Genomic DNA, 18,156 nt, shown 5'->3' with positions numbered 1-18,156 from the left:
CATCTTTCACCATTTTACCCCATTTCTCACCAAAAATCCCCACTTTTTTGTAAAAAAATAATATTTTTTTAACTTAGATTGGAAACATGCAACGTGTATTAGCCTCGAGGTATACTTAAACGCCTAGTTTTAGCCCAACTTTTAAGAAGAACGGACACAAATGTCTACGTACTCCTCACAACTCAGCGAAGAACAACAAGCAGTTGATTGCGCTTACAGTCGATTAGATAACTTGCGTTCAACAATCCGAGCAAGGCTTGATTCTGTACGCGCTGCAGGCTCGCATGGCTCACCAACTCAGCGAACAGAACGAGATTCTTTTGCAACAATGTACGAAGATCGTTTAACGCAACTTAGAGCTGTAGAAGATAGACTCGTGTTCGGCAGACTAGACAGCCTAGAAGGCATAAGACGTTACATTGGAAGAATCGGTTTACTAAGCGAAAATCACGACCCAATCTTAACTGATTGGAGAGCAGAAGCAGCCAGACCATTCTACGAAGCAACTCCTTCAAATCATGGAGACATTGTTATGCGTAGGCACATAACTCTTAAATTCCGAGAAGTTGTAGGAGTTGAAGACGAGATTCTAGATATTCATTCAGACGAAGTCAACAAAGCGTCTCAACAAGGAACACTTACTGGCGAAGGTGCATTGCTTGCTTCTCTAGGCTCTCGCAGAACTGGAAAAATGACGGATATTGTTGCAACCATTCAGGCAGAACAAGACCGCATTATTCGCGCTCCTCTTGACCGTACAATTGTTGTTCAAGGCGGACCTGGTACAGGCAAAACTGCAGTAGCTTTGCACAGAGCAGCATACTTGCTCTACACGCATCGCAGAAAGCTTGAAAGATCAGGGGTTTTGATTGTAGGACCAAGCTCTGCATTCTTAAGATACATAGATCAAGTTTTGCCATCTTTGGGTGAAACTGGTGTTGTTAGCAGAACTATAGCGGATCTAATCCCAAATATTCATGCAACAGTGCAAGACACTCCTCATGCAGCAAAACTTAAGGGAATGTACCGCATGAAAAACGTTATTCAAAACGCTATTTGCGCAAGAATACGTATTCCTAAAGATTTGCCAACACTACGCATAAATGGTTTTGCTGTGCAATTAAAAAAGGAAGATATAGAGCTTGCGCAATTAGATGCTCAGCGCACACACCAGCCTCATAACCAGGCGCGTAAAACATTTGTAAAGTCAGTTATAAGTTCGCTTAGAAACAGGTATCTAGAACAACTTGATTACGTTCCTTCCCAAGCGGAAATATCTGACATTACTTCGCAACTTAGAATGGAAAATAAGCTCAAGATTACATTAAATCTTGCTTGGCTACCTATGAATGCCAATTGGCTTATAGACCAACTCTTTTCTAAACCTGAACAACTTCGCATATATGCTCCTTGGTTAAGTGAAAATGATATTCGTGCATTAATTAGACCAAAAGGAAGTCCTTTAACTCAGTCCGACATCCCACTTCTTGACGAAGCTATGGAGCTACTAGGCTCAGATCCAAAGATTGAAGCACAAAACGCTGCACTCGCTCGTAAAAAACTCGAAGAACAGCAATATGCTTCCGATACTCTTGCACAAAATGGCATAGGAAATGGCATTATTACCGCCGATATGCTTATTGAGAATATTCAAGGTAACGATGCAAGTATGGTTGCAAATCTTGCCGCGTCGGATAGAGAGTGGACTTATGGCCATGTTGTTGTAGATGAAGCGCAAGAGCTTACTGCAATGGATTGGCGTATGCTAATACGCAGGTGCCCTTCACGCTCATTTACAATTGTTGGCGATGTTGCACAAACCTCCTCTTTAGGTGGTACACATAGTTGGCAAAAAAACATGAGCTCATTGTTTGGAAACGAAAACTGGGATCTTTATGAACTAACAATTAATTACCGTAATCCTAAAGAAGTTTCTGAAGCTGCAGGAAAAGTTGCAAATAATTCTGGCTTATATATATCAACAGTTAATGCAGTTAGATCTGTTCCAGATTCGCTTGTTACACATACGGTTCAGAATCAAAATGAGCTTAATAATATGCTTGCTAAATATTGCATTGACTTATTTAACGAATTTGTTTCCGAAGACGGAAGCGGACGCGTAGCAATTATTGTTCCTCAAGAACTAATAGAGCATGCAAACAAAATCGTTAAAAATACTCTTAGCAAGAATCTTTCGACTAAGGAATATGCACGCATAATTCAGCAAAACTTTGACGATAGTCAAATTAGCGTTTGCAATGCGGAAGATGTTAAGGGATTGGAATACGATGCGGTAATTCTAATGCAACCTTCTGCAATCGAGCAGGAAGCGGCATCCAGACTTAGCGCAGCGGCAAATCTATACGTTGCAATGACAAGACCAACACAGCGTCTTGTTGTCTTGCGCACACAAGACGACGCCAATTTTTCAAAGTAATAATCGCGAAGTAAAAGTACTGAGTAAACCCAACTATTAACAACCTTGTTATTTGTTTGACCCTTTAATTGGGTCAAACAAATCAGGTTATCCCTCACACTATAACCATATTTATTCTAAGACTCAACGATTCGCTAACAAACAGCAAATCAACATTCACACAAACTCAAATACTCAAACTTATACTTTTAGCAACATTCACAAAGTGATTACTCAATGTAAAACATTGCACAATCACTTACTTTTCTTAAGATCATCTATTGCACGTTCAAAATCTTCCAAACCAGTAAAATTCTGATATACGCTAGCAAAACGAAGATACGCCACCTCGTCTAGTTCACGCAACGGCTTTAATATTGCTTTTCCAACATCTTCAGATGTGATTTGAGCTAATCCACGAGCACGTAAATCAGCTTCAACTTCCATTCCAAGAGTCTTTAGCTCCTCAGAATCTATTGGTCTACCCTGGCAAGCTTTTCCAACACCAGCAACCACTTTTGCTCTATCAAAAGGTTCCACAGAACCAGAACGCTTCATAACAAGCAATTGCGTAGTTTCTACTGTTGTAAAACGATTACCACACATCTGACACTCGCGCCTACGACGGATTGAATATCCATCCTCGCTGATTCTAGTGTCAATAACCTTAGTATCGGAATTCTTACAAAAAGGACAATGCATATATACAGCATACTAAAAATTAATTAAATATGTTATATATATTTCAATGTTTTATATAAATAAATCGATTTTTTCATATTTTTCCTCGTATATTTTATAAAATTTATCGCAAAACACTCGAATAGATGGATATATAGATACATCCATAACAACAAGTGGTTCAACAATTGGCTTAACGCTTAAATCATGACAACTACAACATGCAGAATCATCGCAATAATATAATGCAAACAAATCATATGAGTCTGACGAATTATATTCATAATCTGAACTCATAAATACTCCATTCTAATAATATTTGTAGTAACAAAATCAGTCGTCAATAAAAGGTACTCGTATAGACTGCCCTACTTCTAAATCTGTAGAATCAAGATTATTTAATTGCATAAGGTAATCAACAGAATCAGAAATATTGCCATTTTTATCTGTTATGGATTTTGCATAACTCCATAAGGTATCTCCAGGTCGAACAGTATACGTTACAAAGGATTTTGATACGGCCGAAACAGCTGGCTTTGGCATAAAAATAATCCAAGCAAAACAAACTAACGCAGAAAAAACTATAAAACGAATAAATAATTTATTTTTGCGTTTTTTGTAACCCTTATTAGCCAAAGCGGCACGATTTAGCGTTGAATAACTAATACCATTAGAAGAGTTCAAGTTCTTATACATGACTATCCTTTCTTACGTTTTAATTGACATGAACATTTGTTCTATCGAACAAGTGTATTAATCTTGACACATTTGTTCTAAAGATGCAACGGCGTGTCGAACATATGTTTGATTTTTTTAGAAAAGTGTATTAGAATGTAAAACAACGAAAGGAGACACCATGAATACCACCCAAAACGAGCTTAGTGATTCTGCGGCGCACAACGCTGAGCCACTAACAGATCGCCAGAGAAAAATCATGGATGCTATACAGCAATGCCTCGAAGAACATGGATTCCCTCCATCATTTAGAGAAATAGGCGAAGCTGTAGGCTTAAGAAGTCCTTCTTCCGTAAAACATCAATTACGAGCACTCGAAATGAAAGGATTAATACGAATAAGTGCAAATAAAGGTAGAGCAATTGAAGTTATTGGAGATTTTATACAAAAAAACAAAGAAAAAGCCCATGCATTGCTTGAAAAACAATCAGCTATCGATGTGAGCATGTATAACAGTGAGTCTTTGATAAACTCTCACGATGTTCCTCTTGTTGGAAGAATCGCTGCAGGAACACCTATAACAGCTGAACAACATGTTGAAGATGTTATGCGTTTGCCAGAAAGACTTACTGGAAGCGGAAATCTGTTCATGCTAGAAGTGCATGGAGATTCAATGATTGACACAGCAATTTGCGACGGTGATTATGTTGTTGTGCGAGAACAGAATGAAGCAACAAATGGAGATATTGTTGCTGCACTGCTAGATAACGAAGCAACTGTAAAGACGTTTAGAAAAGAAAATGGTCACGTTTGGCTTATGCCTCACAATCCAGCGTATTCCCCTATAGATGGGTCTCACGCAAAGATAATGGGCAAAGTTGTTACCATTTTAAGAAAAATTTAATGATTTAAGAGATTTACAAGATTTACGAGATTAAAACAGCTAAAGAGCGATACTGTTAAACGGATACAAATAAGCATATAAATAAAATCGCTGTGACCTATAAATCATATAGATTCTAAATCACAGCGATTAGAGAAAATAGATAGATAACAAGTATGTGCTCGCTTATTAAAACAAATTCATTGTTTAAGCGAGTGGATGAGAATCCTTAATGGTTACAGAAATTTGGCGACCATTTGGAGCAGAGTAGCTAACAGTATCACCCGCTTTAGCGCCAATAATTGCAGCACCAATCGGAGATTCTGGACTAATAACATCGTAATCGGTAGCAACAGCAATATCACGAGAGCCAAGAACATAAGTCATCTCTCGACCAGCAAGATCTAAAGTAACAACAGAGCCATTGCCAACAAGGCCTTCCTCTGGAGCCTCAAGAATCTTTGCGTTGCGTAGCTTAACAATAAGCTCGTTAATACGACCCTCGTTCTTGCCCTGCTCTTCGCGAGCAGCCTGATAGCCACCGTTTTCAGACAAATCGCCTTCGGCGCGAGCAGCAGCAATACGCTCGGTGATTTCATCACGATATTCACCTTCGCGATGAGCTAATTCTTCCTTAAGCTTATCGTAGGCTTCTTTAGTCAATAGAATTACTTTTTCTTCAGCCATTTTGCAATCTCCTTAACAAAGAATAAAGAATAAAAGCAACAAAACAATCACTCGCGTTTAGCGAGTAGAAATAATATCAATCACAAAAACGAGGGTGTCCGAACCACCAATTCCAGCCTGCGGAACACCTCGTGAACCATAACCATACTCAGGCGGAATAGAAACAAGTAAGCGAGAACCAACATTATGTCCTGGAACAGTACGATCCCAACCCTGAATAACCTGGCCAACACCAATACCAAAGCTGGCAGGAGTATGACGAGCAAAACTAGAGTCAAAAGGCTCGCTTGCTCCCCAAACAACGCCATGGTAATTAACGGTAACAGTGTCTCCAGCACGAACCAAAGGCCCATTGCCTTCTACCAATTCAACAACCTTAAGCCCTGCTGGCGGCTCAAGCGCTGGGAACGTCACCGTTGGCGTAGTACCAAATTCCGCAACTACTTCTGGCATATCCTGTGCCATTTTGCCTCCTTTATAACCTCTTATAATCCCTTACAAACATGTGTAAATGCTTGCAAAAAGCCACTAACACTTACAAACTATTCATTAAAAACTTTGAATATTATAACATTTTTGCAATTTTATAGCGTGTTTTAGATTAGCACTCAACCGCTACCTATGCCAATACGCATATAACTTGCATAACAATATAGCAACACAATGCAAGCAAATACGCAAAACATGCTTAAGGAAAATGCAATAAAAATAGCTATAAATGCAACGACTATAACTAGCACTCAACTACGTTCACAGCTAAGCCACCCTTAGATGTTTCGCGATATTTAGACATCATGTCTTGGCCAGTTTCCTTCATAGTTTTAATAGCACTATCTAAGCTAACAATATGAGAGCCATCACCTAGAAGAGCCATTCTAACAGCGTTAATAGCAGTGTTGGCAGCCATAGCATTGCGCTCGATACAAGGAATCTGAACCAAGCCACCAACCGGATCACAAGTGAGACCAAGATGATGCTCAATACCAATTTCGGCAGCATTTTCAACCTGCTGCGGAGTTCCGCCAAGAACTTCGCACAGGCCTGCAGCAGCCATAGAACACGCAGAGCCAACTTCTCCCTGGCACCCAACTTCTGCGCCAGAAATAGAAGCATTGCGCTTAAACAAATAGCCAACAGCTCCAGAAGCAAGAAGGAACTTTATTATTCCCTCCTCGCTAGAACTGTCTACAAAACGCCAATAGTATTGCAAAACAGCTGGAATAATACCAGCGGATCCATTAGTCGGAGCTGTAACAATACGACCACCTCCAGCGTTTTCTTCACTCACTGCAAGAGCAAAAAGATTTACCCATGCAGAGTCAGAAGCTTCCAGAGCGCAATCAGCTCGCCTACGATTTTGCTTAAGCATATCGGAATTCGCAGCAAGACGAGCATACATACGCGGAGCACGCCTATGAACCTCAAGTCCGCCTGGAAGAATCTGCTGCTTAGAGTTACATCCATTTTCAACACACTCTTCCATAACTTCCCAAACATGCAACAAATAGGAACGAACATATTCGGAATTACCGTTATGCAAAGCAAGTTCGTTTTGCCAAACAATGTCACTTATGCTCTTATGCTCTTTTTTGCAAATCGAGATAAGTTCTTTGCACGTTGTAAAAGGATATGGAACAGACGAGTCTTCACGCGAATCACTAGAAGATTCAGAATCTTTATGACTAGAATCTTTAGTTTTATCTTCACTTTCTTCCACATTTTCATCAACGCGGTCATGCAAACCAATCATCTTATCGTTTGCATTGCCTTTGCGAATAAATCCGCCACCAATCGAATACCAAACTTGTTCGTCAACAGTATTACCAAAGGAATCCAAAGCAACAAACCGCATGCCATTAGGATGTGCAGCCATGCGCCGCCACTTTTCAAAAACAACATCGGAATCGTAATCAAATTCGATAGTATGACTATGCGCAAGTGTTAAAGTTCCGCTTTTCTTACAATCTTCGCGAATAGTCATCATGTGTTCCGTATCAACATCGTCTGGAAGGTTACCTTCAAGACCAGCAACCGATGCACGATCCGTACCATGCCCCAATCCAGTAAGAGACAAGGAGCCATACAGTGTGACTCGCACACGCGAAACGTCTTTAAGCTTTCCATTCTTTTGAAGAGAAGTCACAAAAGCATTCGCTGCGCGCATAGGTCCAACCGTGTGCGAAGAACTAGGACCTACACCAACCGAGAACATTTCTAAAATACTGAACACATATCTATTGTAAGCACAATTGTTAGTAGGCACGACACGCTACGTCAACGATCACTATCATAAGAGTGCAAAACACTACCGTCGTTTACATTATCAATCCAGTTTTCAATCAAGTGACTAACAAGATGTAAAACTAACCAGATAACAAAGGCAAAAATTACAGCACAAATCATAACAAACATTGCATTTCCACTCACAGGAACATGCAAATCAAAGAAATGCGCAACAAACGGTATAAATGCACCAATAACGCCAGCAGCCGCAAAACATAAGACCATAATTCCACGCCAAGATATAAGTGGCTTAGAAACTGTGGCCAAAACTGCAACACCGAGCACAAAAACAGTAACAGCACAAATAGTGCGAGTTACACCAACAGCATGCACGGATTCAACAATAAGCCTAGAGGCGTTAACGTTAGAAGAATCAAGACCGCGCGCAAGCATTAAAGGAGCAAAAATGGACACAACCAAAACAGACACGGCAACAGCTATACCATTTGGTAGAGCAAAACGAACAACACGATGCAAGAATCCAGGAACATAGCGCCTTGTATTAGGAGCCAAAGCAAGCAAAAACGCTGGAATACCAATGGTTAACGAACCGATATAGGTTATGTGACGAGGCAAATATGGGAAATTAAGACCAAGCAAAACCACACCTGCAGAAATCAGCGCAGAATACACTGTTTTAACAAGGAACAGTCCTGCAACACGTTCCATGTTTGCCATTACTTGACGACCTCTAGCAACAACGTCTGGAAGATGCGAGAAACGTGAGTCAACAAGAACAACTTGAGCAACAGCCTTAGCAGCTGGAGCAGCATTACCCATTGCAACGCCTAAGTCTGCCTCTTTGAGCGCAAGTGTATCGTTTACACCATCGCCAGTCATAGCTACAACATGTCCTTTAGAGTGCAAAGCTTGAACAATCGCCTTTTTTTGATCTGGCAAAACGCGACCAAGAACGTCAACGTTTTCAAGAACTTCGGCAAGTTGATTTATATCTTTAGGCAACTGCCTTGCGTCCATCGAAACAGGCTTTGAGTCACCAGTTAGACCAACTTTTTCGGCAACAGATGCAACGGTTGTTGGATTATCGCCAGAAATAACTCGGCACCTAACACCTTGCTGTCTAAACCAATCAAGAGTTTGACGAGCATCATCACGTATTTTCTCTGAGCATCGAACTAAAGCAACAGGGCGAGCGCTTGTGGACACTACTGGAGAACTGGAGAACGTTGCGTTATTAGAATCGCCAGAATCACTATAAGCAACAGCTAGAAGAAGAACACGATTACTCTGCTGAGCGTATTCGTTTACACGATTCAAAATTTGCTTAAACGAATCCGTTAAATGGCAATTATCGAAAGGAGAATCGCCAGAAACCGCAGAATCGCTGATTCCGCCTTCTGCAACCGCTGGAGCAATAGAACCTTGCAAATCGCTAGAAACAACACTAGATTTGCGTGCACAAATCGCAGTTGCTAAGACCTCTGGAGCACCCATATACCACGTTTCAAATCTACCGTCTTTTAGCGCGTAGCGTATTGCGCTCCACTTTCTTGCAGACGAAAATGGCAAGCGAGCGCTAACACTAGAAGCAGAGGAAACACCTTGATTTTTAAGGCCTTCCATAATGGCAGAACCTGTAGCATTTGGATTTTCTTCGTTAGATAAGTCAAACAAAGCTTGATTCACCAAACGATTCGAGTCACCACCAATCAAGTCAACACCAACAAACGCGATTCCACCATCCGTAATCGTGCCAGTTTTGTCTAGATTAAGGCAATCCACTCGAGCCAAAGTTTCAACAGATTCAAGCTCCTGAACCAACGTTTTTTTACGCGCAAGACGCATTGCAGCAACAGCAAAGTTAAGTGAAGTTAAAAGAACAAGCCCTTCTGGAATCATGCCAACAACGCCAGCAACCGCAGAAACAACAGCACTCTTCCACTGCCCTGTCTGTAAAGCTACAGCAAATCCGCCAACCTTATTGATTTGCGACCAAACAAGCAAAACGCAAAGAGGAACAACAACAATCGTCATCCACTTTAGAATCGTGTTAATTCCACGACTCAAATCGGAGATTGTTTTTGTATAAACCTTTGCTTGTGCAGCAAGCTTAGACGCATAGCTGTTATCTCCTACAGCCGTAACGCGCATTAAAGCAATGCCAGAAACCGCAGTAGAGCCAGAATAAACAAAGTCATCCGCAGCTTTACGAACAGTAACAGATTCGCCCGTAAGCATGGACTCGTCCATCTCTAAGCCCCAAGATTTAACAACATTTGCATCTGCAGGAACCTGGTCGCCAGAACGAACCCACAACAAATCACCAAGCACAATACCGCTATGATCAACATAAACATTTTTGCCTTCGCGCCGAACAATCGATTTGGAAGCAACAAGAATCGAAAGACGGTCGAGCGTACGCTTTGCGCGCAACTCCGTAACAACACCAATACCCGTGTTAATAAGAATCACAAAGCCAAAAACAGCGTCTTTCCAAGAACCAGTGGCAAGAACAACAACCATTGCTGCAAAAATAATTGCGTTAAAAAGAGTAAACACGTTTGCGCGCACAATAGAAAGAACGGACCTAGATGTGCGATTATTTGTAACATTTACAAATCCGCGATTTACAGCATCAAAAACTTCGCTTTGCGTTAAGCCTTGTTCGCTAACCTCTGGCAAATCAGGGAAATCTGAGATATTCACAGAATCTGTAGAGTTTGCAGAGCTTTGCGAATCATGCATTTTTTGCAAACTCGTAACGTTAGAGCTAATCTTTGTCATTTATAACCACATCCCTACTGTGAGGCGTATTGTCAATCACAGATTGAACGATTTTTAGAAGACTAGAATGTTGGATTTTACCGAAACCCTTAATTAGATTTGCGTCAAACAAATTCTCGCCATCTAAATCCTTAAGAATATAAAGCTTTGCTGCATACAAAGTGCGGTCCTTAGGTGGATTTTGCGGATTAACAAGCACAACAGGAATCCCAGCAGAGCGCGCATATTCAAGCGCATTAGTCCAAGCTTTGCGAGCTTTTAGATCAACGTGCGCACCGCCAGCATTGCTTTTAACGCTAGAATCAACGCGATCTGCTCTATCAACATTAATGTTGTTTATAAAAATAATAGACACGGGCTGATTTGAAGCGTCTGTAATTGCCTCTTGCGAAGCAAAATTAGCATTTTTGACGTCTGCAATCGAAATATATGATGCATGCAAACCAGATTTCTCACACATATGCAAAAGCTTAGAATCAAGAGCCGCCTGCCTGGATCCAACTACAAACAATTTTATGTCTTCTACATCAATACCATCATGAACAATGTCGTCCAAATGCCCGCTATCGCCAACAGCATGGCCCTGAGGAGTGCAAGCACTTAGAGACGCAAATAAGAAAATCACCAATGCGGACGCAAAAGCCGAAACAACATAATTACGTTTGCACAAAACAGCACGAATCGCACGCATAAGAACGTGTTTTGTTTTGCGCATAAAGACCATAAGACTTTTATAGCACAAATCACGCACGAAGAGTATCGAAGAACAGCGCAAGAGTTAATAACTCTGGCCTATAACCACACAAGAGGTAAACATCATAGATAACAAAAACGCCGCTAAAACTAACGGCGCAAAATTTGTACCCCCTAAGAGAGTCGAACTCTTGTTGTCAGATTGAAAGTCTGGTGTCCTAACCGTTAGACGAAGGGGGCTTTAACCAAACCATATGATATTAACACTCATGAGCAGTTCTTGCAAATTACGGCGTGTTGAAGGAAGTCAACGCGATTCTAACGCCACACCACACGCCACACGCCACGCTCAACAATCAAATTCACAACTCACTTTTTAACAACATACGCAAAATCGTGAATCACGCGACCAGCTTCTAATCCCTTGCGCTCAAAATTCGTCAAAACACGCCCATCAAAGCGACGCGACTCCACAAAATCCGCATGAGGCAAATCCGCAGCATCTTGCGCATTACCCTTTCCAACATGCTCAATCGGCAAGCTCACACGCAAATCGCCATCGTTTTCAAAGCACGCCAAAGAATCCATAACTTCGTGAACATGCAATGCGTAATCCTCAATATCTGTAGCAATTCGCCAAACTCCACCTGCAACAAGCGCATTATGCACAGACTTAGCCAAAGAAGGCTGAACAATTCGGCGCTTGTGATGACGCATTTTAGGCCAAGGATCTGGGAAAAATGTCCAAACCTCTGCCAAAACACCACTTTTGCACGCTGCAAGAAAATCAGGAGCGTTAACTTGCGCAATTCGCAAATTATGCAAATCCTGCTTACCAGCCAAAAGCATAGTGTGCGCTACGCCTGGGTCATAAACTTCTAGCGCAAGAAAATTCGTATTCGGGTTTGCTGCAGCAGCTGCCACAATGTTTTCTCCCTGACCCGATCCTATTTCAACTATAAGCGGATTAGCATTGCCCCAATTGGCTTCAATCCATTGCGAATCCACACACAAATCGCTTTTTACGCGCAAAGACCCATCTCCATCCGCAATGCATAGCAAATAAGCGCCTGAGTAGCGTTGCTTGGCTTTCTCTAAGCGCGCGTCGAGCCTGGCAGATCTTCGTACAAACGAAAGAATCGCCCTAGCGGATGCGTGAGGCTGTTGAGGTTTGGAAGAGTCGCAAGCAACCGCGCAATCATACGCGCAATCATACGCGCCATCAGTCAAATCGCCAAAAGAGTGGCCACTATGCAAATCGTCACTTGCACTATCTACATTAAAATCGTTCATTTTTAGCCAATCTTCCTTATTTTCTTGCATACGCGATTGAATCACAACTCATCGCATAATATCAAACGCGCAAAACACTGGCACAAATACCAGCACAATCACAAACACAAACACAAACACAAACAATCACAAACACAAACACAAACACAAACAATCACAAACACTGGAACAAACACAAACAATGTCAAAAACACAATATGATTCAAGCGCTATAATTTCCCTATAACATTATGCAAAACAGCATAAGTAAGAAAGGTAAACGGTAAACAATGACTATTCTAGTTACAGGCGGATGCGGCTACATTGGCGCACACGTTGTACACGCTCTTCACCAAGCAAAGCAAAACGTTGTAGTTGTAGACGATTTAAGCTACGGAAAGCCTACAAGAATTGAAGGCGCGCGACTTTACGGAATGGACATTGCTTCCCCAGACGCTGGAGCGCGACTTGCGCAAATAATGAAGGAAAATAACGTTGATTCTGTGATTCACTTTGCTGCGCGAAAGCAAGTTGGAGAGTCCGTAGAAAAGCCACTTTGGTACTACCAGCAGAACATTAATGGCATGCTTAACGTTTTAGAAGGAATGCGCCAAAGCAGTGCTAAAAAGCTTGTTTTTTCGTCTAGCGCAGCCACGTATGGCGAGCCGCCTGTAGAAGTTGTGCCAGAAGACGTTGTGCCAATGCTTCCGATTAATCCGTACGGCCAAACTAAACTTTTTGGCGAGTGGATGGCACGCGCTTGCGAACACACTTATGGAATTCGTTTTTGCGCACTTCGTTACTTTAACGTTGCGGGATGCGGGCCTGTGGAGCTAGAAGATCCTGCGATTTTGAACCTGATTCCTATGCTTTTAGATAGGTTGCAGCAAGGCAAAGCTCCTGCGATTTTTGGTAATGACTACCCTACTGCCGACGGCACTTGCATTCGCGACTACATTCATGTTTCGGATCTTGCAGACGCACACATTGCAGCGCTTACTTATTTAGATCGCGATGAGCGCAAGTACGACGCTTTTAACGTTGGAACGGGCAAAGGCACTTCTGTTCGTCAAATTGTAGACGAAGTTAGGCGCGTTACTGGATTGCCATTTAGAGAGGCGATTTTAGGGCGTAGAGCTGGCGATCCGCCACAATTGATTGGAAGCACTAAGCGCATTAACGAAGAGATGGGGTGGCATGCGCGCTACAACGTTAAGGATATTGTGGAATCCGCATGGGAAGCTTGGCAAGCAAATCCAAACCATCATATTGATGTTGAATCGTGGAAGCAAGTTGACTAAGCAGGTTGACTAGCTTATAAACAAAAAACGCGCGGCAAAAATGCTGCGCGTTTTGTTATTTAGTTTTTGTTTATTTACTTGTGGCTCCGAGCGGGATCGATCCGCTGACCTAGCGATTTTCAGTCGCTCGCTCTACCAACTGAGCTACAGAGCCATGATGAATAAAAAACCCGGCGAACCGGGCCTTTACTAATCGCGACCCCGGCCGGACTTGAACCGGTGACCTCCGCCGTGACAGGGCGGCGCTCTAACCAACTGAGCTACGGGGCCGTGGCTTTGTTCCATTGAACAGCCGAGTTACTATCTTACAGAATCCACGCCAAAATGCAAGTTCAAAAGCGTATTCGGCGTGTTGCCGCAGAATATCAAGCAAACACGACGCTGACTACTCCAGCTCCATTGCACCTGTGCAAAGTTGATAATATTCGCCGCGCTTTTTCATCAAGTCTTCATGAGACCCACGCTCAACAATGCGACCATGGTCCAAAACCATAATCACATCCGCGTTTCGCACTGTAGAAAGCCTGTGCGCAATAACAAACACGGTTCTATCTTGCATCAAAGCGTCCATCGCGCTTTGCACAAGCGCTTCCGTATGCGTGTCAATCGAAGAAGTTGCTTCGTCTAAAATCAAAACAGGCGGATTCGCAACAGCAGCGCGCGCAATCGCAATCAACTGCTTTTGGCCTTGAGAAAGGTCTGCTCCGCCGTTTTTAATATGCGTGTTGTATCCGTCTGGCAGCTTGGAAATAAAGGAATCCGCATGAGCAAGAGTGGCTGCAGCAATGCAATCGGAATCGCTAGCATTAAGGCGTCCGTAGCGAATATTGTCTATTATGCTTGCACTAAACAATCCAACGTCTTGCAAAACGGTTGCAACAGCATGGCGCAAGTCACTTTTGCAAATATTACGAACATCGATTCCGTCATACAGGATTTGACCATCAGCAATGTTATAAAAACGCGTAAGAAGATTGGCGATAGTGGTTTTGCCAGCTCCAGTTGCACCTACAAGCGCAACTTTTTGACCCGCGTGAGCATACCAAGATATATTGTGCAAAACAGTTTTAGAAGGCTCGTAACCAAACGTAACGTTTTCAAAGCGAACATCTCCCCTAACAAGCGTGTACACGCCATCTTTAGAGCGACTCGCTTGTTTTTGGGCATCTGCGCAAGAATCGGAGCTTAAAGAACCACAATTTGAAGAACCGCCACTTAAATTTTTAGAGCAATTTTTCCACGCCCAATACACATTACTTCCGCAAGAATCTTCGCTTACTTCGTTAAAAACTTGCAAATAAGACTGTTTAGCGTCTGTAAAATCTACTTGATTTACTTGAGATTTATCGCCACTATCATCGCCATCTCCACTACAGCACTCAACGATTTTTGCGCGAATTTTAACTAGCTTAACTGTTCCATCATCTTTTTCAACAGGCTCATCTAAAAGCGCAAAGATGCGATTCGCTCCTGCAGTCGCCATCATAAGCGAATTTAGTTGCATTGTTATCTCGCCAATCGGGTTTATAAACGCGCGAGAAAGCGTAAGAAGAGATATAAGCGTGCCGATTGTAAGCGTGCTTGAATTCACACCAAAAACGCCGCTCAATCCAGCAGAATACACGCCAGCATTTACCGCCCACGCTCCAAAAATCGCAAGCAAAACGTAAAACAGGTAGCTCGCGTTACTAATCACAGGCATAACATTATTTGCGTAAGAATTGGCGCTAGCAGAAATTTTTTGCACGCGAATCGCCAAATCACTTAATTTTTCCACCGCCGCACGTTCGTGATTAAAAATCTTAATAACTTTTCTACCAGAATCCGCCTCTTCTACAAACTCGTTCAAATCGCCCAAAGCGGCCTGGAATTGCGCAAAAAGCTTGCCAGAACGATTAAGCATAAAACGCACTAGAAGCAAGAGAATTGCAGTAAAAATCACAAGAAAAATTGCAACAGGAATCGAAAGCCAAGCAATCGCACAAAATGCCGCCGTAATAGACATTAGCGAGCTAAACGAGTCTGGAAAAGACCAAGAAATCGCTTGATGAAGCGCTTCCGTATCGTTGGTGTATCGGCTCATAACATCGCCATATCCGTGAGAATCTAGGTACTTAAGCGGAAGTTCTTGATGATGCTTAAACATTTGATTTCTAAGGTTTCGCATTACACTTTGCGCGATTTTTACAACCAGCCTGCTCCAAAGCCAGCTAAAGAACACACCAATAGCGCACACGCATGCCATAATTGCAATCATTCGCAAAAGTGGCGCAAAATCGGGATTACGCTTGCCAATTAGAGGCAAAATGTACGCGTCTACAAGCGATTGCAAAAACATTGCGCTTACAGCTTGAACAATGGAGCTTATAATAATTGACGCAATAACAACAAAAACTTGCATCTTGTAAGCCATAATATAAGACGCTAAGCGCTTTAGAACGCGCCAATTTAGAGCGAATTTTTCTTGCGACTTTTGATCTAAGTTTCCTTGCGACTTTTGCGAAGATTCTTGCGAAGATTTTAACGCAGATTTTTCTTGCGACTTTTCCTTATTTATCATTGTTAATCCTGCCGCCCTCGCTGCCTTCGCTGTCTTCACTGCCTTCACTGCCTTCGCTGTTTTTAGATTCAATTATTTTTACACCTTGAGAAATCGCCATTTTCCTATACGTTTCACACGATTCCATCAACTCGCTATGCTTTCCTTTAGCAACAACACGCCCATCTTTAAGAACAACAATCAAATCCGCGTGCATGCAAGAAGACACGCGTTGCGCAACAATGATTTGCGTGGAATCGGGCATAAAATGCCTTAAATTCTCGCGAATCTTGGCGTCTGTCTTAACATCTACTGCACTCATTGAATCGTCTAAGATCAAGATTTTTGGCCGCTTTAGCAACGCGCGCGCAATGCAAAGTCGCTGTTTTTGACCGCCCGAAAGATTCTTGCCGCCTTGCTCAAGATTCGTGTTATATGCATGCGGCAAATCGTCTATAAACTCTTGAGCGCAAGCGATTTTACACGCCTCGCGCAAGTCGGAGTCAGTCGCATTCTCATTGCCCCATCGAAGATTTTGCGCAATAGTGCCGCTAAACAGAATATTTTTTTGTAACACAATTCCTATCTGGTTGCGCAAACTTTTGGAATCATAAAAACGAACGTCTGATCCGCCTACAAAAACAGTGCCTTTTGTTACATCGTAAATGCGCGCAATCAAATTTATAATACTTGACTTTCCACTACCCGTTGCGCCCACAATCCCAACAGTAGAGCCAGAAGGAATATTTAGATTTATGTTGTGTAAAATTTCCTGACTACCTTTAGACGAATCGCAAGCAGCCGAAGACAAATTGCCATTTACGCGCGCAGAATCATATGCAAAATCAACATTATTAAAACGAATCGAAGCATCTGCAAGCTCTGTAATCGGGTTTTTATGAACATACTCACTGTTATGCGATTGTAAAACATTTGCAACACGATGCATTGACGTGCGCGCAGTAACCGTCATAACAAAAATTACAACCAAATTAGCCAACGCAAACAAAATTTGCAACGCATATACAACCAGCGCAGCAAGATTTCCCGTAGTCAAGCCAAATGCAGGATTATTTCCCGAAGCAACGATTTGCTTAGAAGCCATCCACGCAACAAGAAGCAAACACGCATAAAAACACAAGTTAAAAAGCGGAATACTACAATTTAGAATATACTCCGCTTTTAAAAAATAGCTGTAAATTTTATGCGATATGCGCCTAAAACGGCGGTTTTCGTAGTCTTCTCTAACATACGACTTAACAATGCGAATATTGCGCAAATTTTCGCTAACCATGCCGTTCATGCTGTCAATCGTGCCGTAAATTTGCGCAAAAGTGGATGCAACAATCTTGGCACCAATACCACAAATAACGCCAACAATTGGAATAAGACTAAGAAAAACCCAAGAAATCGAAGGGCTTATGCAAAAAGTAAACCACCATGTTGCAACAATAATCACAAGGCTGCGAACGCCTGCGCGAATAACCATTTGATACGCAAATTGAATATTAGAAACGTCGCTAGTTAGGCGCGTAACAACCGTTCCAGTAGAAAAACGGTCAAGATCGCAAAAACTCAACGATTGCAAGCGACTAAACATCTTGCATCGCAAATTTTTGCCAAAGCCCGCGCTAGAATGCGCGCAACAAACGCCAGAAATAACGCCAAAAATCATTGATATTGCGGCAAAAGCGAGTAATTGCAAGCCGTAGTATTTAACAGCATTTTGGGATTTTGCGGCAATTCCAAAGTCAATAAGACTAGACATTACTGTTGGAATCGCAATTTGCATAGATGCTTCTACAAAAATCGCAGCAGACGTGATTACACCAAGCATACGATAGCGCTTTAACAGCGGCATTATTGTGCGAAACGCATTAGGCGCGTAATCCTTGTGTTTTTTATGCGATTTTGCTTTCATGCGACCTCTCTATTAAAAGAATTTATACGCTTAATCATATCACTTCTGACTTGTAGATCG

At 42.1% G+C, this 18,156-nt stretch carries 14 protein-coding genes and 3 tRNA genes; 3 read left to right on the top strand and 14 right to left on the bottom strand.

Features of this window, described 5'->3' with window-relative positions; translation table 11 throughout:
* The first annotated feature begins 160 nt into the window (after positions 1 to 160).
* Complete coding sequence (locus HXT36_RS00290) at positions 161 to 2,437, top strand: HelD family protein (RefSeq protein WP_415680594.1); 2,277 nt, start codon at positions 161 to 163, stop codon at positions 2,435 to 2,437.
* Between the two features lie 234 nt (positions 2,438 to 2,671).
* On the opposite strand, the gene nrdR is transcribed toward HXT36_RS00290, so the two are convergent.
* From nrdR to HXT36_RS00275, 3 genes are read right to left on the bottom strand one after another with little or no spacing between them, the layout of a single operon-like run.
* Positions 2,672 to 3,118: a transcriptional regulator NrdR gene (gene nrdR, locus HXT36_RS00285; RefSeq protein WP_032812895.1), complete on the bottom strand. Its 447-nt coding sequence runs from the start codon at positions 3,116 to 3,118 to the stop codon at positions 2,672 to 2,674.
* A gap of 51 nt (positions 3,119 to 3,169) precedes the next feature.
* Positions 3,170 to 3,394 carry a hypothetical protein gene (locus HXT36_RS00280; protein ID WP_101889679.1) on the bottom strand — a complete coding sequence of 75 codons (225 nt, stop codon included), beginning with the start codon at positions 3,392 to 3,394 and terminating at the stop codon, positions 3,170 to 3,172.
* Positions 3,395 to 3,430: 36 nt separating this feature from the next.
* Positions 3,431 to 3,793, bottom strand: a complete 363-nt coding sequence (locus HXT36_RS00275; protein WP_016783656.1) for a LysM peptidoglycan-binding domain-containing protein — start codon at positions 3,791 to 3,793, stop codon at positions 3,431 to 3,433.
* Between the two features lie 160 nt (positions 3,794 to 3,953).
* Between HXT36_RS00275 and lexA the strand changes: the two genes are divergently transcribed.
* On the top strand, positions 3,954 to 4,676 hold the full coding sequence (gene lexA / locus HXT36_RS00270) for a transcriptional repressor LexA (RefSeq protein WP_421778818.1): 723 nt from the start codon (positions 3,954 to 3,956) through the stop codon (positions 4,674 to 4,676).
* 186 nt (positions 4,677 to 4,862) lie between these two features.
* On the opposite strand, the gene HXT36_RS00265 is transcribed toward lexA, so the two are convergent.
* The 7 genes from HXT36_RS00265 to trmB all read right to left on the bottom strand — a co-directional run bounded on the left by HXT36_RS00265 (position 4,863) and on the right by trmB (position 12,386).
* Positions 4,863 to 5,342, bottom strand: a complete 480-nt coding sequence (locus tag HXT36_RS00265) for a GreA/GreB family elongation factor (RefSeq protein ID WP_016635771.1) — start codon at positions 5,340 to 5,342, stop codon at positions 4,863 to 4,865.
* Positions 5,343 to 5,399: 57 nt separating this feature from the next.
* Positions 5,400 to 5,807, bottom strand: a complete 408-nt coding sequence (locus tag HXT36_RS00260) for an FKBP-type peptidyl-prolyl cis-trans isomerase (protein ID WP_004130076.1) — start codon at positions 5,805 to 5,807, stop codon at positions 5,400 to 5,402.
* Between the two features lie 268 nt (positions 5,808 to 6,075).
* On the bottom strand, positions 6,076 to 7,554 hold the full coding sequence (locus HXT36_RS00255; protein WP_421779253.1) for an L-serine ammonia-lyase: 1,479 nt from the start codon (positions 7,552 to 7,554) through the stop codon (positions 6,076 to 6,078).
* A 62-nt stretch (positions 7,555 to 7,616) separates the two neighbouring features.
* Positions 7,617 to 10,331, bottom strand: coding sequence for an HAD-IC family P-type ATPase (locus HXT36_RS00250; protein WP_421779252.1), 2,715 nt, complete (start codon positions 10,329 to 10,331; stop codon positions 7,617 to 7,619).
* Between the two features lie 25 nt (positions 10,332 to 10,356).
* A complete protein-coding gene (locus tag HXT36_RS00245; protein ID WP_421778817.1) occupies positions 10,357 to 11,094 on the bottom strand; it encodes a hypothetical protein in 738 nt (245 codons plus the stop codon).
* Positions 11,095 to 11,231: 137 nt separating this feature from the next.
* Positions 11,232 to 11,303, bottom strand: a tRNA-Glu gene (locus HXT36_RS00240).
* Positions 11,304 to 11,432: 129 nt separating this feature from the next.
* Positions 11,433 to 12,386 carry a tRNA (guanosine(46)-N7)-methyltransferase TrmB gene (trmB, locus tag HXT36_RS00235; RefSeq protein ID WP_421778816.1) on the bottom strand — a complete coding sequence of 318 codons (954 nt, stop codon included), beginning with the start codon at positions 12,384 to 12,386 and terminating at the stop codon, positions 11,433 to 11,435.
* 239 nt (positions 12,387 to 12,625) lie between these two features.
* Here trmB and galE point away from each other — a divergent pair, with 239 nt between their 5' ends.
* Positions 12,626 to 13,636, top strand: a complete 1,011-nt coding sequence (galE, locus tag HXT36_RS00230) for a UDP-glucose 4-epimerase GalE (RefSeq protein ID WP_115757305.1) — start codon at positions 12,626 to 12,628, stop codon at positions 13,634 to 13,636.
* Between the two features lie 81 nt (positions 13,637 to 13,717).
* Here the strand turns inward: galE and HXT36_RS00225 are convergent.
* The 4 genes from HXT36_RS00225 to HXT36_RS00210 all read right to left on the bottom strand — a co-directional run bounded on the left by HXT36_RS00225 (position 13,718) and on the right by HXT36_RS00210 (position 18,096).
* A tRNA-Phe gene (locus HXT36_RS00225) sits at positions 13,718 to 13,790 on the bottom strand.
* A gap of 42 nt (positions 13,791 to 13,832) precedes the next feature.
* Positions 13,833 to 13,906 (bottom strand) — tRNA-Asp (locus HXT36_RS00220).
* A gap of 115 nt (positions 13,907 to 14,021) precedes the next feature.
* A complete protein-coding gene (locus HXT36_RS00215) occupies positions 14,022 to 16,196 on the bottom strand; it encodes an ABC transporter ATP-binding protein (protein WP_421778815.1) in 2,175 nt (724 codons plus the stop codon).
* Entirely contained in the window at positions 16,186 to 18,096 is a 1,911-nt protein-coding gene (locus HXT36_RS00210) for an ABC transporter ATP-binding protein (protein ID WP_421778814.1), read from the bottom strand. The genes HXT36_RS00215 and HXT36_RS00210 overlap by 11 nt, the downstream gene beginning before the upstream one ends.
* Positions 18,097 to 18,156: the final 60 nt, after the last annotated feature.

Origin of the sequence: Gardnerella sp. DNF01144 (genome assembly GCF_049244245.1) — a bacterium.
GTDB lineage: Bacteria > Actinomycetota > Actinomycetes > Actinomycetales > Bifidobacteriaceae > Bifidobacterium > Bifidobacterium piotii.
Note: the sequence above shows the minus strand (reverse complement) of the source record. Positions and strands in the feature narration are given on the sequence as shown.

Bases quoted from the DNA above. Each gene is read 5' to 3' on its own strand.
- HXT36_RS00290 (WP_415680594.1), top strand. From the start codon at position 161: ATGTCTACGTACTCCTCACAACTCAGCGAAGAACAACAAGCAGTTGAT.
- nrdR (WP_032812895.1), bottom strand. From the start codon at position 3,118: ATGCATTGTCCTTTTTGTAAGAATTCCGATACTAAGGTTATTGACACT.
- HXT36_RS00280 (WP_101889679.1), bottom strand. From the start codon at position 3,394: ATGAGTTCAGATTATGAATATAATTCGTCAGACTCATATGATTTGTTT.
- HXT36_RS00275 (WP_016783656.1), bottom strand. From the start codon at position 3,793: ATGTATAAGAACTTGAACTCTTCTAATGGTATTAGTTATTCAACGCTA.
- lexA (WP_421778818.1), top strand. From the start codon at position 3,954: ATGAATACCACCCAAAACGAGCTTAGTGATTCTGCGGCGCACAACGCT.
- HXT36_RS00265 (WP_016635771.1), bottom strand. From the start codon at position 5,342: ATGGCTGAAGAAAAAGTAATTCTATTGACTAAAGAAGCCTACGATAAG.
- HXT36_RS00260 (WP_004130076.1), bottom strand. From the start codon at position 5,807: ATGGCACAGGATATGCCAGAAGTAGTTGCGGAATTTGGTACTACGCCA.
- HXT36_RS00255 (WP_421779253.1), bottom strand. From the start codon at position 7,554: ATGTTCTCGGTTGGTGTAGGTCCTAGTTCTTCGCACACGGTTGGACCT.
- HXT36_RS00250 (WP_421779252.1), bottom strand. From the start codon at position 10,331: ATGCATGATTCGCAAAGCTCTGCAAACTCTACAGATTCTGTGAATATC.
- HXT36_RS00245 (WP_421778817.1), bottom strand. From the start codon at position 11,094: ATGGTCTTTATGCGCAAAACAAAACACGTTCTTATGCGTGCGATTCGT.
- trmB (WP_421778816.1), bottom strand. From the start codon at position 12,386: ATGCAAGAAAATAAGGAAGATTGGCTAAAAATGAACGATTTTAATGTA.
- galE (WP_115757305.1), top strand. From the start codon at position 12,626: ATGACTATTCTAGTTACAGGCGGATGCGGCTACATTGGCGCACACGTT.
- HXT36_RS00215 (WP_421778815.1), bottom strand. From the start codon at position 16,196: ATGATAAATAAGGAAAAGTCGCAAGAAAAATCTGCGTTAAAATCTTCG.
- HXT36_RS00210 (WP_421778814.1), bottom strand. From the start codon at position 18,096: ATGAAAGCAAAATCGCATAAAAAACACAAGGATTACGCGCCTAATGCG.